General features: G+C 35.6%; 22 protein-coding genes. All 22 read right to left on the minus strand.

Annotated features, from left to right (window positions below):
- Positions 1–366 precede the first annotated feature (366 nt).
- A complete protein-coding gene (locus B9J78_04980) occupies positions 367–576 on the minus strand; it encodes a hypothetical protein (protein ID MBA2124271.1) in 210 nt (69 codons plus the stop codon).
- Positions 569–745: a toxin HicA gene (locus tag B9J78_04985; GenBank protein ID MBA2124272.1), complete on the minus strand. Its 177-nt coding sequence runs from the start codon at positions 743–745 to the stop codon at positions 569–571. Before B9J78_04985 ends, B9J78_04980 begins: the two co-directional genes overlap by 8 nt.
- A 153-nt stretch (positions 746–898) precedes the next feature.
- The gene (locus B9J78_04990; GenBank protein MBA2124273.1) at positions 899–1336 is read right to left on the minus strand and encodes a low molecular weight phosphatase family protein; all 438 of its coding nucleotides are present in this window, start codon (positions 1334–1336) and stop codon (positions 899–901) included.
- Positions 1321–1974 carry an aquaporin gene (locus B9J78_04995; protein MBA2124274.1) on the minus strand — a complete coding sequence of 218 codons (654 nt, stop codon included), beginning with the start codon at positions 1972–1974 and terminating at the stop codon, positions 1321–1323. Before B9J78_04995 ends, B9J78_04990 begins: the two co-directional genes overlap by 16 nt.
- Positions 1901–2287 carry a hypothetical protein gene (locus B9J78_05000; GenBank protein MBA2124275.1) on the minus strand — a complete coding sequence of 129 codons (387 nt, stop codon included), beginning with the start codon at positions 2285–2287 and terminating at the stop codon, positions 1901–1903. The genes B9J78_04995 and B9J78_05000 overlap by 74 nt, the downstream gene beginning before the upstream one ends.
- A gap of 709 nt (positions 2288–2996) precedes the next feature.
- Positions 2997–3713 (minus strand): restriction endonuclease, encoded by a 717-nt coding sequence (locus tag B9J78_05005; protein MBA2124276.1) that lies wholly within the window; start codon positions 3711–3713, stop codon positions 2997–2999.
- A gap of 4 nt (positions 3714–3717) precedes the next feature.
- Positions 3718–4902, minus strand: a complete 1185-nt coding sequence (locus B9J78_05010) for a DNA methylase (GenBank protein ID MBA2124277.1) — start codon at positions 4900–4902, stop codon at positions 3718–3720.
- A 10-nt stretch (positions 4903–4912) separates the two neighbouring features.
- On the minus strand, positions 4913–5137 hold the full coding sequence (locus tag B9J78_05015) for a hypothetical protein (protein MBA2124278.1): 225 nt from the start codon (positions 5135–5137) through the stop codon (positions 4913–4915).
- Positions 5115–5432, minus strand: coding sequence for a hypothetical protein (locus B9J78_05020; protein MBA2124279.1), 318 nt, complete (start codon positions 5430–5432; stop codon positions 5115–5117). Before B9J78_05020 ends, B9J78_05015 begins: the two co-directional genes overlap by 23 nt.
- Before the next feature lie 40 nt (positions 5433–5472).
- Entirely contained in the window at positions 5473–6627 is a 1155-nt protein-coding gene (locus B9J78_05025) for a hypothetical protein (GenBank protein MBA2124280.1), read from the minus strand.
- Positions 6621–7628, minus strand: coding sequence for a site-specific DNA-methyltransferase (locus B9J78_05030; protein MBA2124281.1), 1008 nt, complete (start codon positions 7626–7628; stop codon positions 6621–6623). Before B9J78_05030 ends, B9J78_05025 begins: the two co-directional genes overlap by 7 nt.
- Positions 7629–7630: 2 nt before the next feature.
- Positions 7631–8119 carry a hypothetical protein gene (locus B9J78_05035; GenBank protein ID MBA2124282.1) on the minus strand — a complete coding sequence of 163 codons (489 nt, stop codon included), beginning with the start codon at positions 8117–8119 and terminating at the stop codon, positions 7631–7633.
- Positions 8074–8910: an AmmeMemoRadiSam system protein B gene (locus tag B9J78_05040; protein MBA2124283.1), complete on the minus strand. Its 837-nt coding sequence runs from the start codon at positions 8908–8910 to the stop codon at positions 8074–8076. The genes B9J78_05035 and B9J78_05040 overlap by 46 nt, the downstream gene beginning before the upstream one ends.
- Before the next feature lie 97 nt (positions 8911–9007).
- Positions 9008–9952, minus strand: coding sequence for a methionyl-tRNA formyltransferase (locus tag B9J78_05045; protein ID MBA2124284.1), 945 nt, complete (start codon positions 9950–9952; stop codon positions 9008–9010).
- On the minus strand, positions 9949–10263 hold the full coding sequence (locus B9J78_05050; GenBank protein ID MBA2124285.1) for a hypothetical protein: 315 nt from the start codon (positions 10261–10263) through the stop codon (positions 9949–9951). The genes B9J78_05045 and B9J78_05050 overlap by 4 nt, the downstream gene beginning before the upstream one ends.
- The gene (locus B9J78_05055) at positions 10260–10466 is read right to left on the minus strand and encodes a hypothetical protein (GenBank protein ID MBA2124286.1); all 207 of its coding nucleotides are present in this window, start codon (positions 10464–10466) and stop codon (positions 10260–10262) included. Before B9J78_05055 ends, B9J78_05050 begins: the two co-directional genes overlap by 4 nt.
- Entirely contained in the window at positions 10463–10690 is a 228-nt protein-coding gene (locus tag B9J78_05060; GenBank protein MBA2124287.1) for a hypothetical protein, read from the minus strand. Before B9J78_05060 ends, B9J78_05055 begins: the two co-directional genes overlap by 4 nt.
- Positions 10687–11397, minus strand: coding sequence for a hypothetical protein (locus tag B9J78_05065; protein MBA2124288.1), 711 nt, complete (start codon positions 11395–11397; stop codon positions 10687–10689). Before B9J78_05065 ends, B9J78_05060 begins: the two co-directional genes overlap by 4 nt.
- Positions 11394–11807: a hypothetical protein gene (locus B9J78_05070; protein MBA2124289.1), complete on the minus strand. Its 414-nt coding sequence runs from the start codon at positions 11805–11807 to the stop codon at positions 11394–11396. The genes B9J78_05065 and B9J78_05070 overlap by 4 nt, the downstream gene beginning before the upstream one ends.
- Positions 11804–12430, minus strand: coding sequence for a hypothetical protein (locus B9J78_05075; protein ID MBA2124290.1), 627 nt, complete (start codon positions 12428–12430; stop codon positions 11804–11806). The genes B9J78_05070 and B9J78_05075 overlap by 4 nt, the downstream gene beginning before the upstream one ends.
- A gap of 15 nt (positions 12431–12445) precedes the next feature.
- Positions 12446–13666, minus strand: a complete 1221-nt coding sequence (locus tag B9J78_05080) for an aspartate kinase (protein ID MBA2124291.1) — start codon at positions 13664–13666, stop codon at positions 12446–12448.
- A gap of 45 nt (positions 13667–13711) precedes the next feature.
- On the minus strand, positions 13712–14923 hold the full coding sequence (locus B9J78_05085) for a cofactor-independent phosphoglycerate mutase (GenBank protein MBA2124292.1): 1212 nt from the start codon (positions 14921–14923) through the stop codon (positions 13712–13714).
- Between the last annotated feature and the right edge of the window lie 10 nt (positions 14924–14933).

Consider the following 14933-nt stretch of genomic DNA (forward strand, 5'->3'; position numbering starts at 1 on the left):
ATAATTCATTTACTAATTATCCCAACAAATTTTTAAATGCTTCAAGTGCTGTCAATAAACTCTCCGCTCTTAAGGATTTGTAATAGTCCAGTTTGTGTATTGGTTTATCAACTTTTCTTTCACCCTCAAGCAAAGTGATTATATTCAAATCAATATCAAAATATGAAAGTACTGTATGTGTTGAAGGGCTCCCATATTTGAGATGATTAGCAGAAGAATAATCGCCGCCGAGTTGGCTTTCTAATTAGAATAAAACAAATGAAAGGTCAGGGAAAACTTGTTTGAATAAAGTAAAATCAACTAATATTCCTTTCAACATTGCGTCTTCTGTATATGCTTTGCATTCCATAGCCATCTTAAATTTTTTTATGCAAACACCAATCGGCCTTTAGGCTGGGGGATAGGGCGTCCTAACTCTTTTGCGGTTGCAATCCACTCTTTAATAATTACTTCAACATTAGCAAGTGCTTCCTGATATGTAGCACCATCTGCTGCACAGCCTGGTAACTCTGGCACCTCAGCAATAAAAGCCTTATCCTCTGCGCTCCAGTAAATAATTACTTCATACTTACACATTTTCCTTTTCTCCTAGTTTATATTTTAGTATCACATTACGAACCTGTTTAACCTGATAAGGTTTTGATTTACTGCCTTTGGGTTGTAAATTGAGTATCTCCTCAATAACATCTTTTGTAAATATATGATGGCTACCACGTATTCTCTCCTCAAATCTTAAATATTTCAATAGACCGCATAATCCATCTTCGGCGCATTTACAGGAATGGCATTAAAAGAAACACCGCTGTCATTTCTGACCATCTTGATATAACCTGTATTCTTCCCAACCCCCCATTTTAAAAGCCCATGAAAATGGGCTTTCTTTTTTGCTTTTTATAAATCATTTGTTCTCCTGGAGCCATTCCTCTATTTTTATTTTAATTTTATCCCTGACCTCTCTCGTCTTTGCCAGCCTTTCTTCATGCTCGCCTGTAAATGAAGATGGATCTTCAAAGCTCCAGTGAAGCATTTTTGAGGCTCCTTGGAATACGGGACATCTTTCTGCCGAAGCCTCATCGCAGACCGTTATCACATAATTAAACAGCCGTCCTTCTTTAAAAAAATCGAACACGCGCTTTGTCTCGTTCGGCGATATATCTATCCCGATATCCCTCATCGCTTCAACAGCAAGGGGGTTTAATGTGCCCGGCTCAATGCCTGCGCTTTCAGTCTCAAACATGTCTCCTCCCATATTGTTTAAAAATGCCTCTGCCATCTGGCTCCTTGCGCTATTGTGCACGCACACGAATAAAACTTTTCGTTTCATACAGTCCTCCATTTATCCTTCAAAAATTTGCAGGCTAAAACAGCCGTATATGCGCCTAAAACAGGGGCGGTTAAATAAATCCATACGGCATCGAAATTTCCCGATACAATTGCCGGCGCAATGGAGCGGGCTGGATTCATAGAAGCTCCGCTGACAGGACCGGCGAACAGCGCAAGCAGCGCCACGGTTGCGCCGACAGCAATTCCTGCCATGATTCCTGTTTCCCTTGCATCTGCGGAAACATTGAGTATTACAAACATGAGGATGAAAGCAAGGATAACCTCCATAAAGAAGGATTGAACCGCTGCCCCTGAAGGCACGGTTGCGCCGAGAGTTTGATGTTCCGGAAACAATAACCTGAGCGATATGCTTGCCGCCAATGCCCCTGAACACTGGCTTAAAATATAAGGCAAAACATCATGTTTTGACAGTCTGCCTGATGTCCAGAATCCAATGGTAACTGCCGGGTTTATGTGTGCGCCCGAAATATCGCCTATAGCATAAATCATTGCCGTCACAACCAGTCCAAAGGTTAGCGCGATGCCTGTGTGGCTGATTGCTCCATTGGCGGCATCATTAACTACAATGGCGCCTGTGCCTGTAAAGACAAGGCAGAATGTCCCAATAAATTCGGCAGTGTATTTTTTCATTTCTCCCGTTTATTTTTTCTCGCATTAAACCATTTCGGTTGTCATTTCCCTTCACGAAGTTTTTCCGCAAAAAAAGCAGGCAAGCGGATACTGTAATCGCCGAGGCGACTTTTTCAACGTCGTAAGGCACACTTATGAACCCTGTTTTTACGTCTTCGAGCAGACATTCGACGAGGGTCAGGCATGCCCGTGTATCCCCATCCTTCGGCTTTCCGACGCTGCCGGCATTAATGAATACCTTGCCGCCCAAGTCTCTTCTGTACGGAATATGGGTATGTCCGTAAATCAGGATATCCGCCTTTGCCTTGCCCAGTCAAAAAGACTCGCACAAAGCTCTATGAATGTGGCATCAAGGCTGAAGAGTTTGTTCCTGAAGCGAAACTTCTTTTTGCCCTTCGCCAACGCCTGACATTTGCTTAATTACAGCCTCATAAAACTCCTTCTTAGAAAATATCTGTAGAATCTGACCAAAAATATTGTTAAACTTATTCATGATAACTTCCAGTTCAGGTTTCTATGGTTTACGCTATTCTATAATACCCGAATCCGAGGGTTATCTAATATCTATTTTGGACAGATATGCATTAATATGTACATGGACATCTGTCCACAAGGGATAGTAAAAATCTTTAATATGGGTTTTTATAAATTTTTTAACCTCGGGACTTTTAACTCTTTCAAGATATTCTTCTTTAATCGGAATTTTAACAGTTTCTTTTTCAAGAGATAATTTTGCAGGACTTTTTCCTAACTCTTTCCATGCCGTTTCAATTTATAATTTCTGTACATAATCGCTTACAAATTTTTCAAACTGATTTACTTTATCTATTATTATTTTTCCCGGGTTAGTTCTTTTTCCTGGTCTGAATGCAAAGAAACCATCAATGTATGCTTCCCAAACCTTTTTCATTTTTTGAAATTCTCTTGTCACTTCAATTAAACATTAGGTGATAAAGCACAAACATGCCAAATCGTAATCAAATCCAAAACGCAAGTAAACAAAAACTAAAATAAACCTACTCCTACAATTTATCTTTCAAAAGTTCTTTAAAAATATCTATTGCTCTTACTAAATTCTTTTTCTTTAGTTCTTTATAAAATTTCGGTTTATGAATTGGTTCATCAACTTTTCTTTCACCTTCCAACAAGGTTATTATGTTTATATCAATATCAAAATATGAAAGTAATGTATGAGTTGATGGGCTTCCATAAGTAATTTTTTTGCTTGGTTGTGAATAGTCTCCTGTAAGTTGACTTTCTAATTGAAGCAAAACAAATTTTAGATTTGGAAACACTTGCTTGAACAAAGTGAAATCAACTAAAATCCTTTTCACCATCGCATTTTCAGTGAAAGATTTACATTCAATAGCAATTACAAACTCATTATTAATGTATGTATGAATATCTGTTTTAAGCGTATAATAGTAATCTTGAATGTTTTGTTTAATATACTCTACCACTTCACGACTCCTAATCCGTGCCAAATACTGTTGGTTTAAGGGAATTCTTACAGTTTGCTTTTCTAATGATAATCGATCTGATTTTCCCCCTAATCCCTGCCAAGCAATTCTGACCAAATGTTCTCCAATATTTTCAACCATTAGACCTTTACTGGATCTAATGATTCCTCCATATGTCCTATATTCATCTTCATTAGCTTTTGCTTCAATACCCTTAACAAGCAAATTATATGCTTTTAAAATTTCTTTTATTTGTTTTGATGTATTTGTTTTGTTCATTTTTTCAAAAAAGTGTAGATTCTATTCTTTGATTAGCAATTTTACAATATTCTTCAGAAACATCTATCCCTAAATATTTTCTATTAAGCTCTCTTGCAACTTTAGTCGTCGTGCCTGCTCCATTAAAAGGATCTAAAATTATGTCTCCTTTAAAACTAAATAACTTTAAAACTCTTACAACCAATTGTTCAGGAAACATTGCAGGATGTCCAAATTCTTTCATTCTTCTTTCAGGTGCTATTGACCATCGTGAGAAAACCCATTTTTTAAATTCCTCTTCGTTAATGTCAATATCCTCTACTCTTCCTTGTTTCTTCAGATCTCCTTTGCAAAATATTTCCAAATACTCCCACGAATTCTTCAAATAAGGATTGCTAGGGCTTTTCCAACTACCCCAGGCCGTATATTTACAATTATAATTATTTTTTTCCCATACTATTTCACCCTTCCATATCAACTTATTTTGCATGAAAAAATTACTGATAATATGGTGACACGGTATATAGTCAGAATATAAAGGTTGTGTGTTGACTATAATTCTGCCACCGTATTTTAAAACTCTTATACATTCTCTGAAAATGCCGAATAATTTATCAAAATAATTCTCCCATTGATAATCATCATCTTTTTTTGAATAATCTAAACCAAAGTTATATGGTGGAGAAGTAAAAATTAAATCAATACAATTATCAGGCAGTTTTTTTAAAACTTCTTCACTATCACCACAAATAATCTGGTTTATATATTCGCTTGGGCAATCGGTATTTTCTTTAACAAAAAAGTTGTTCCGAGTATAATAATGTTTACCTCTTTTTACCTCTTTCAATTTTCTATTTTTTACTTTTATTTCTTTATTGTAATCCACATATTTTCTTTTTCCGGATCTTAACCCATAACTTTTAATACTTTCAATTTTACTAATGATTTGTTTTACAGGATTATTATTTTTATTGAGATTATATTTCCTTGAAATATAATCACTTAAAGACTTTAATTGTGTTATATCAACTTCCCTTAACAAAATTTTGACTGATTTGTTATTAATCTTTATAGATAGACCTTTATTTGAAAGTTTGGAGTTAAGTTCATTCAAAGAATTTAATTCATTAGTCGATAATGGGTTTTCAATCTCTAATTGTAGTTCTTTGAATGTCATAACTTTTTTTATTTTATGAAAATCATCTGTCATTTCTATCACCTCACAGATTTAATGTTAATAAGATTATTTTGTCTTCTTCAAAGTCTTCCATGTCAGTATCACATTTAGAACACTTGACATAATTTATTTCACCATCGTCGGGATAAGCCGTGTCCCTTTTTGTTATGGTTCCATCTTTTAATTCAAAAATGGTATTCATACGTTCTGATAAACTAACATAAAAATTATTGCTCTCACATTTTTTACAAACGAGTTTTGTTTTCATAATTACCTCCATTTTGTTTAACGTTCTTTCGTAACCCATAACTTTTTATTTTCTCAATGTTATTAAATATCGCGTCTAACAATCGGGAGGTTTCGCCATGAGAATTTTTTGCCAGCGTTTGAATATTATTCCTGAAATCGAGAAAATCTAACTGCCGTAAATTTATAACTAATTCATTATTAGTTAGTTCAAAAGAAATATCTTCTTTCGGATATAAAAATGATAACCGCTCGATTGTTGTATTGTCGGGGTTAATATTGCCAGTGTGAATTTTTATAATTTTATAATCGCTCATTTTATAAAATTGTTTAATACAATAATTTTCGCCTTTATAATTATATCAGTGTTTCTAAAAATTTTTTACTTTCCTTTTCATCAATCTTGTTATTTGGTGAAATAATAAGTCGATGAATTGTATTCCCTTCAAATTGAGTTACGCCCCTTGAATGTCTACCCGCCCAATGTTTTAAAAGAATAGTTGATTTTAATAAATCGGTCTGGAACATTGATACAAGAATTTGATTCACTATTTTGTTTGGCTCAAGCCCTATAAAATAAAACATAAACACGGCCTGATTGTTCGATAAAAATTCAAGTAATTTATCAATATTATAACCCTTGGGATTTGAGCTCAATATCATTATTTTAGTTTTAACATCTGTTGCGGTATTATAATTCTTAAAAATTCTTGTATAATCGCCCAGAGTATTTTTAGTTCTGAAACTAGGGATTTTTCGGCTATTTTTACGTAGGGCCTCAATTAACTTTTTCCTCAAATTATCATCTTCACCAGCAATCAGGTATTCAATTATTCTGCCTCGAATATTTACATTTTCAATAAAACCGGCTATCAAAATTTCATTTTTGTATTTCCGAACTTTTTCATCAAGTTCTTTCTTTAATTGTAAATATTCATTTGAATCGATAAATTTTATTGCCCGTTCTATCGAGTTCAAAATAATTGATTTTTGTTGGGGAGAAATTTCAAACTTTTTTCCCGAAGGACTAATATTATTTGTTGCCTCTACTAATCTAACAAGGTTGCCCTCAAATCCGATTTCTGCATGAATATTGAATAACTTTTCAAAATTTTCAGGTGAATTATTTATACCATTAAATTCTTTAACAATATCAGACCCATTCAAACTACCTCTAATATTATCAACACGCAATTCCTGTGAACTATGGCTGATTTTCTGTAAAAAGGTTGTGTTAGCTAAATACAAAATATTTTTCTTTGGCATTACAAGACAAACTATAAAAGGCAAATCATCGTATTTTTGTAAATTTGATAATGAAATAACTGTGTTTGAAAAATTGGTGGATTTGGAAGAACTAAATCGTACAGCAAAAGCTTCGCAATAATAAACAGACCTGTCTTTAGTTAAATTAAACTTTTTTTGTACTTCTTTAATTAAAGTAGATTTGTTTCCTATCCCGTTTTTAGACTCTATGAAGTTTAGAAAGTTAATTATCAATTTATTCATAATAGTAATTTACTATTAAATAAATCTCTTTCATTATTTCGTTTTTTTGTTTTGCCATTATTTTGCTCATTAAGAGTATTTCTTTCCCAAAAAACCCCGCCAGAATATCCTTGTATTGTTTTATCATTATCAGCTATCTCAAGCCGTTTTTCTGCTAAACAACAATATAATTCATCTATATCGATACCAACATATTTACGGCCTAATTTTTTTGCGACAACCGAAGTCGTGCCCGAACCAAGAAACGGGTCAAAAACAATATCATTTGGTTTTGAACTGGCCAAAATAACTTTAGCAACCAACTTTTCCGGTTTTTGCGTTGGGTGGTCAGTTTTTTCCGGCATAGACCAAAAAGGAATTGTAATGTCTGTCCAAATATTGGAAGGGTGTGTTATGCGATAATTTCCGTTTTCTGTCTTTTCCCAGTCTTTTGGACTCCCGCTTTCATCTTTGTATGGGGCAAGAACCTTTCTTTTCATTTTTACCACATCAACATTAAAACAATACTTCTTCGAAAGCGTGCAGAACCAAATATCTTCCGAGCAATTTTTCCAATTTGATTTTGCACCCCGCCCTTTTTCTCTTTCAAAAGTTATTCTGTTTTGAATTTGAAAATATTTTTTAACTACATTAAAAATTGCACCCGATGATTTCCAATCACCACAAATATATATAGAAGCACTTGGTTTTAATAATCGGATTATTTTCTTAACCCAAGAATCCAACCACTCTTCGTACTTTTCGGACTCCATTGCCCTGAAGGTAGTTAGGTTAAAAGTCTTGTTTAGGTTATAAGGCGGATCTACAAAAACTAAATCAACAAAATTATTTGGCAAAAAATCTAAAACTTGAAAAATATCTTGGTTGATAGTTTTATTCTCAATATCCGAAACAGAAACAGGTTTTTCTATTTTGATGAGTTTCTTTTTCAGACGAGCAATTTCACTATCATCTAGCGTTATTGTTCTATTCCTTGGTGCTCGATTTCTTGACTTTATTTTCATAATTATTTGATTAAGTCCTCAATATTAACGTCTAATGCCTTGGCTATTTTAGTCATAACAAACACCGATGGTTTTTTAATTACGCCGGTTTCAATTTTAGTAAGGATAGTATAGGGAACATCCGCCTTTCTCGCAAATTCGTCCTGTGAAAGTTCTTTAAGACTTAAAACTCTGAATCTTGGGTCACCTGTTGCAGACTCTACTGCCATTTCTTGAACAGTTTGATAAAGCGGCTTTGATGTAATGATATTTCCCACACACCCTCTTAACTCTTTATTTAAACGAAGCGTAACAAAGGCACCGCAGAGTGTTCTTAAAAGTTTCGGGTCTTTCTCTTTCATATTTTTAATTTTTCCAGTTTTTAGACAGATTTCAATACCTTCTCTTGCAATCTTTAAAAGTTTTTCTTTTTGCTGTTCACTTAAGGAAACAAGGTTCTGGTCTTTTAGAGACTTTTCAAAAAAATAACTGAGCCATAACCCACACAATATTCTCCAATTCTTTGCATTTCCCTTGCTTTACTTGAATTTGTATAATCTAAAACCCTTGCAATAATATTTCCGAAATGTTTTGCGGCATAAAGAAGACAGGACATTCCAAAACCGCCACACATATGGGTTTCTTCTGTGAGCATGCTGTTGTAAAATCTTTCAGGCTCAACTTTTTCGAGAATAGAAAGTGTGTTCTTGTCTGTTTTTTCACATTCTTTATAGTTGTTGCCGTGATACATATCAGAACTTACAACAATAAGACAATTTTTATTTTTAACTGTTAAAGAAATGCCCTGTCCAAATATATTGCAGGTTTCCTCATCCATAGAACCTACAAGAACAGGAACAATCTTTGTCCTTGGCAAAACTGTTTTTATAAATGGGAGCTGAACCTCAACAGAATGTTCTTCTTTGAAAGATGCAGGAATAATTTTAAGTATGCCTTTGCTGTTTTTTATAATCTCCTCTGTTATTTGTGAGTCTATTTCTATATCCCCTAAGGGAATCTTAAACACCCCCTCTTTTACACAGGAAGCACCCCTTACAGGAAAACGATGCGGAACAGCAAGTATAATCACAGTATCAAAATCTTTACCCACAACAGCCTTATATGAAGCACCCATAATATCCCCGCAAAACTCATACCCGGCATGCGCAGATAGGATACCAAAAATCTTTCCTTCATTTTCAACCTCTTTTGCCTTCCTTAAATATTCGTCTACCCGTTTTTGCAGTTGAACCTTATCTGCAAGATAGAACATATCTGCCACATAGGGGCCATAGGTTGTCATTTGACATTTATCTATTTGTAATTTGTATCTTCGGGCGCCCTCTGGTGCTCTGGTGCTCTGGTGCTCTGGTGCTCTGGTGTTAGGGACAGATACGAGGCTAAAGGCGGGAGGCCGAAAACTTTTCTCCTACTCTGAGTCTTGCTCCGTTAATAAATTCATTTGCAGAAATTTTATTTTTTGATTCTAATTGAACTTCCTTCATACGGATGCTTTCATCTGCACATCTAACAATAAAACCTTCTCTATTGAACCCCACTATTGTCCCGGGACAAAACTCATCTGTTTTTTGATTATAAACATCTGCCTTCCATATTTTTAATATCTTCCCACGAAAAATCGTCCAGGCACAAGGATACAAAACAAGTGCTCGGACCTTGTTATATATATCCACCGCCTTTTTATTCCAGTCTATCAGTCCATCTATCTTCCTTATTTTCGGAGCATATGTTGCTTTTGAATCGTCCTGCTGGATATATACTGCCCTGCCCAATGATATTATATCAAGTGCCTGTATCAGATATTCGCCTGCAATCCTGGAAAGTCTGTGTGCTAACAACAGAGCATCTTCATCCTGCCCGATAGGTATAGATTTTTGAAGCAATATATCTCCTGCATCAACCTTTAAGCAAACCTTTTGTATTGTTATGCCTGTGGCAGTATCACCATTAAGTATGGAATGCTGGACAGGTGCAGGCCCTCTTAAAACAGGAAGCATAGAAGCATGCACATTTAAAAAAACATTTTTGGGTATCTCTAATACAGGTTGTTTAAATATCTGACCAAAAGCAATAGATATACAGATATCTGGTCCTAAACTTAAAATTTTTTTTAACGATTCTTTTGAGTTGACATCAGACACTGGCAAGCAATTTAAGCCAGAGTCTTTTGCAAATTCTTCTACCGGAGCAGGCAGTACTTTTAAATTTCTTCCCCTTGTTTTTGCAAGAGGTGTTATAACGACAATCGGCTTAAATTTTGATTGTGAAAGTATTTTTAATACTTCAACAGCAAAACAGGAAGAACCGAAAAATACAATTTTCATACATTCCGAAACGAAGAAACCCACCTGGCATATTCTGATGAAGCACAGACCCTGACAGCAATAATCTCCGGCAGTTCGTAAGGATGAGAAAACTTTATGACCTCTTGCAGAGAATTGAGATTGGCCAAGGTTGTTTTAAATATTAAAACCAACTCCTTCTGCTCCTCTATCTTCTTTTTCCACCTGTATATAGACCTTGCCTGTGGAATGATTGACACACAGGCAGTATTTTTTGACCGCAAACAGATATAGGCAAGCCTTTTAGCGTCTTTTAAGTTTGAAACAGTGGTTAAAACAATTCCTATCTTCATTGTTGTCTTAAATAAATTTCAAAATCACACTCCAGTGTCCCTTCCACTATAACATGCCCTTCTCTTGCAAGCCATCCGACGCTCATTAAAACTAATTCTTTTTGTCTTTCTATCCCTTTTATAAGAGCAGAAAGTTTTGCCCTTCCATGCTGATCAAGATAATGCCATATCTCTCCTGCTGTTATACCAATCTCTGTTATCATACCATCTCCTTTTTATTATAACTTTTACACACAGGACACTTAGACATTTCTTTTGAACTATCCCAGTATGTATGTGTGCACACTTGACATTTCCAGATACCAGAAATTATATCTTCTTTTCTTTTCACAAACCTTGCTGACCTACAAACCCATAAAAAACTAAAAAAAAGCAACATTGTGCACATAAATATAGAAATAGCAATGGACATATCTATCTCAATCATTTTCCGGCTGCCATATCTTCTATGTTCTCTCTGAACGGACGAGAAACAATTTTTACATAAATAATGCCCGAACGAGGTTTTTTATCTGGGTTGTCAAATATTAATCTTTTTACATATTGTAATGCAAGAAGGTCCACAGCCGGGTCTGCACTTGATGATATAACCCTTACAGAATGTGGGATACCATCTTTATCAATAATAAATCCCAATCCTACTGTAATATCTCCTTCGTAGTCTTTGCTTAACCACCCTGCATACTTTGGTAAAACAGGCTTATAGATAATATCTATGTCGCCAGCCTCTTCTATATCAGAGCCTGAAAACAATTCAACCTGCTTTTCAAAAGCCCTGCGACGTAACATTTGGACTACATTTTCAGAGTTTATAAGAAATTTGTTTACATAGTCTGATTTTTTGCTGTCTGTTTTTGTAATAAGTATATCTTTTTTAATAATTGGTGGACTTTTAACCTCTTCTATAAAGTATGGTTTCTTAACCGCTTTTTCCCGTCTGATCTGGATACCTGTTATGGTTTCTCCAAGAATGGGCCCGAGGAAAAAAATCTCACTTATCGGAATCCTTTCAACAGCCGACACCTGCACTACAACTTTTACGGCATATCCACATAATATATGGAAGGTAAAAGATAAAAAAATAAAAATTGTCAATGAAACAATATTATCTTTTAATCCGGTTATATTCTTCATCTCTCAAGCAACTGTTGTGTTGCAATATTAAGCTGGCTGATGTTTTCCTGTCTGCATATATCCCATATTTCAACAACCCTGCCGATAGAAACAGTCCTGTCGGACTTTATAAGGACAGAAATATTTTTCCTTGCTGCTTCCCTTAGCATAACCCTTAATTCAGACAGTGTTACAACCTTATCCTGAATATAAAGAACATTTTCACCTGTTATTGTTATTACAAGATTTTTCTCATCAAGCACTTCACTTGTAACCGCCCTTGGCAGTCTTACCCTTACGCCGGGTTGAATAATAAATGTAGATGTAAGCATGAAAAATATAAGCAACTGAAAGACAACATCTATAAGAGGAGCAATATCTATTGTTCCAAGTTCACCTGTTATAGTTTTTACTCTTCTCTTAAATCTCACAGGTTCGCCTCTTTTTCTTCAACTACCCTTATCAACTCTACTGAGCTTCTTTCCATATCAAGAACCATCCTGTCTACTAATGCCACAAGATAATTGTATGCAACCAGTGTCGGTATTGCAACAACAAGCCCTGCAACAGTTGTTGTCAATGCCTCCCATATACCCGCCGCTAACATGCCTGGATTTACAGGACTTCCTGCAATTGATTGAATCTCTATTGTTCTAAAACAACGAACCATACCAGTGACAGTTCCTAAAAGTCCCAGAAGTGGTGATATATGAGCAATTGTTGCAAGAATCCCAAGATTTTTTTCCATCCGAGGTGTTTCCTGTGAGCCTGCCTCCTCTATGGTTTCTTTTATTTCTTGTTTTGTCTTGTCATGTTTTAATATACCTGCCTTAAGGATGTGAGCAACAGGGCCTGGTGTGTTTTCACAAACCTCTATCGCCTCTTTTATTGAACCTTTTTTTAAGAGCAATGTGATCTTTTTTAAAAATTCATCTGTATTTATTCTTGCCCTATAAAGATGATAGAATCTTTCCATAATGATTGCAAGCGCAATGATTGAACAAAGTGCAATCGGATACATAACAGGACCACCTTTAATAAACCATGCTATCATTCTTCGCTCTTTCTTTTATTTTTTCCCAAGTCCAAACATTGTATGTATGGCGCGGGCCGCTTGCTCTGCATACCTTTTTTTTATTATACAGGATATCTTAATCTCTGATGTTGATATCATCTTTATATTGATGCCTTCTTTCGCAAATGTCTCAAACATAACAGCAGCAACCCCTGTATGAGTTTTCATACCGGCGCCTACAATTGAAATTTTTGCAATATCAAGGTCTTCAATTATATCTCCTGCTTTTATTTCTTTTGCTATCTTGCAGGACACATCTTTTGCCTTTTTAATATCATTCTTGTGGACAGTAAAAGAAATATCCGTGGTTCCAGTCCTACTTATATTCTGAACTATCATATCAACATTTACATTTGCATCTGATAGGTGTCTGAATAGCTTTGCCGCAACACCCTTCCTGTCTGGAACATCACACACGGTAAGTTTTGCCTCATCTTTCTGAACTGTAACACCCGTTACAACACTTCCTTCCATATTCTGGACCTCCTCTACAATCAATGTACCCGGTTTTTCATTAAAACTTGACCTTACATCTATTACGATATTGTATTTTTTTGCAAACTCTATAGACCTTGCCTGAAGAACCTGTGCGCCAAGTGATGCCATCTCAAGCATCTCGTCATAACTTATTCTATCAATCTTTCGTGCATCCGGCACTATCTTTGGGTCCGATGTATATATACCGTTCACATCCGTGTACATCTGGCAACATTGAACATTTAATGCCTTTGCCAGCGCAACTGCTGTAAGATTGGACCCTCCTCTCCCAAGTGTGGTTATATCATCTTTTTCTGTAGTGCCTTGAAAACCTGCAACAACCACAATCTTCTTTTTTTTAAGTTCTTCAAGTATCCTTTTAGGTTTTAAAGAAAGTATCTTTGCATTTGTATACGCCCCATCTGTGATAATTCCAACCTGAGCACCTGTTAATGATATTGCGCCTTCTCCAAGATTATGTATGGCCATTGCAAGCAGTGCAATGCTTACCTGTTCACCTGTGGAAAGAAGCATATCAAGTTCTCTTTGGGGCGGATTTTTTATAATCTTTTTTGAAAGCTTAAGAAGATCATCTGTGGTGCTGCCAAGTGCAGACACTACTACAACAACATTTTTCCCGGAACGATAGGATTTAACAACCCTTTCTGCAACATTCATAATTTTTTTAGCATTTGCCATGCTTGTTCCGCCATATTTTTGAACTACAATTTCTTTCATTTTTTAAAAGTTACCTCCTATCTCCTACCTCCTATCTACTATCTACTACCTACTACCCTTTATCATTTCCCCAATAAGTTCATACCCTTTCTCAATATTATATCCTGTCTTTGCCGCATCGGACTCATTAAACCCAAGTCCTGGATTGCAGATGTCTATACCGCTTCCAGCCATTGCAAAACAAACAGGTTCAGAGGTGTGTGTTCTTTTAGACAGCGGCGTTGCATGGTCAGGAAGGACAAGAAGTCTTGCAGGATTTGCTTTTATGTATTCTATAAAAGGGCCGACTATCATCCTATCAAACCTTTCTATTGCTATAATTTTTTCTCTTGTATCTCCATTGTGTGATGCCTCATCAGGCGCTTCTACATGTATAAACACAAAATCAGATTTCTTTAAAGATTCAAGCCCTGCGTCTGCCTGGCCTTTATAGTTTGTATCATAATAGCCGGTTGCTCCTTCAACATTTATAACATCAAGCCCCATTATTCCACCAATCCCTTTTATCAAATCAACACCTGAAATCACACACCCAGAAATACCAAACCTTTCCTTAAAACACATAGGTTGTGCCTTTGTTCCCTGTCCCCATAGCCAGATTGAATTTGCAGGATTTTCTTTTAAGTCAATTCTTATTCTGTTTATATCCTGTTTTTCAAGTATAAATGTTGCTAAATTCATTACATCCCGTATTCTTGGTGCATATCTACCTTTGGGAAGATATGGCTTTATGTGCTTTCCTATTATATCGTGAGGAGGGACACACTTAACCTCACACAGTCCTTTTAATTCTTTCTTATCCCATGTTTTTATAATACAAATGTTTCTGTAACTTACTCCTTTACAAAATTTTTCAGCATGAGAAGCAAAATCTTTATTAAGTATGTCTATGAGCCTTCCGCCTTCTTCTGTTTTAATATGACCTGCACTGTAGTCTACCATTGTTCCATCACTTATTGTTACAAAATTACACCTGAAAATAACTTCATCGTTTTTTGTTTCACATCCTATATGTGCCGCTTCAAGAGGGCCTCTGCCGGGATACTTTTTTTTAGGATTAAACCCTAATATACTTAAATTTGCAACATCACTTCCTGGTTGCATTCCATGGGGGATGAGTCTAACTGTTCCCAATATACCATTGCCTGCAACCCAATCCATGTTCGGAGTTCTTGCAACCTGAAGAGGGGTTCTATTTGAAAATTCTTTCAAAGGATAGTCCGCCATCCCATCACCAACAAGAATAATATATTTCACATTCCTCCTT

Source organism: bacterium Unc6 (assembly GCA_013626165.1).
Lineage (GTDB): Bacteria > Omnitrophota > Gorgyraeia > Velesiimonadales > Velesiimonadaceae > Velesiimonas > Velesiimonas alkalicola.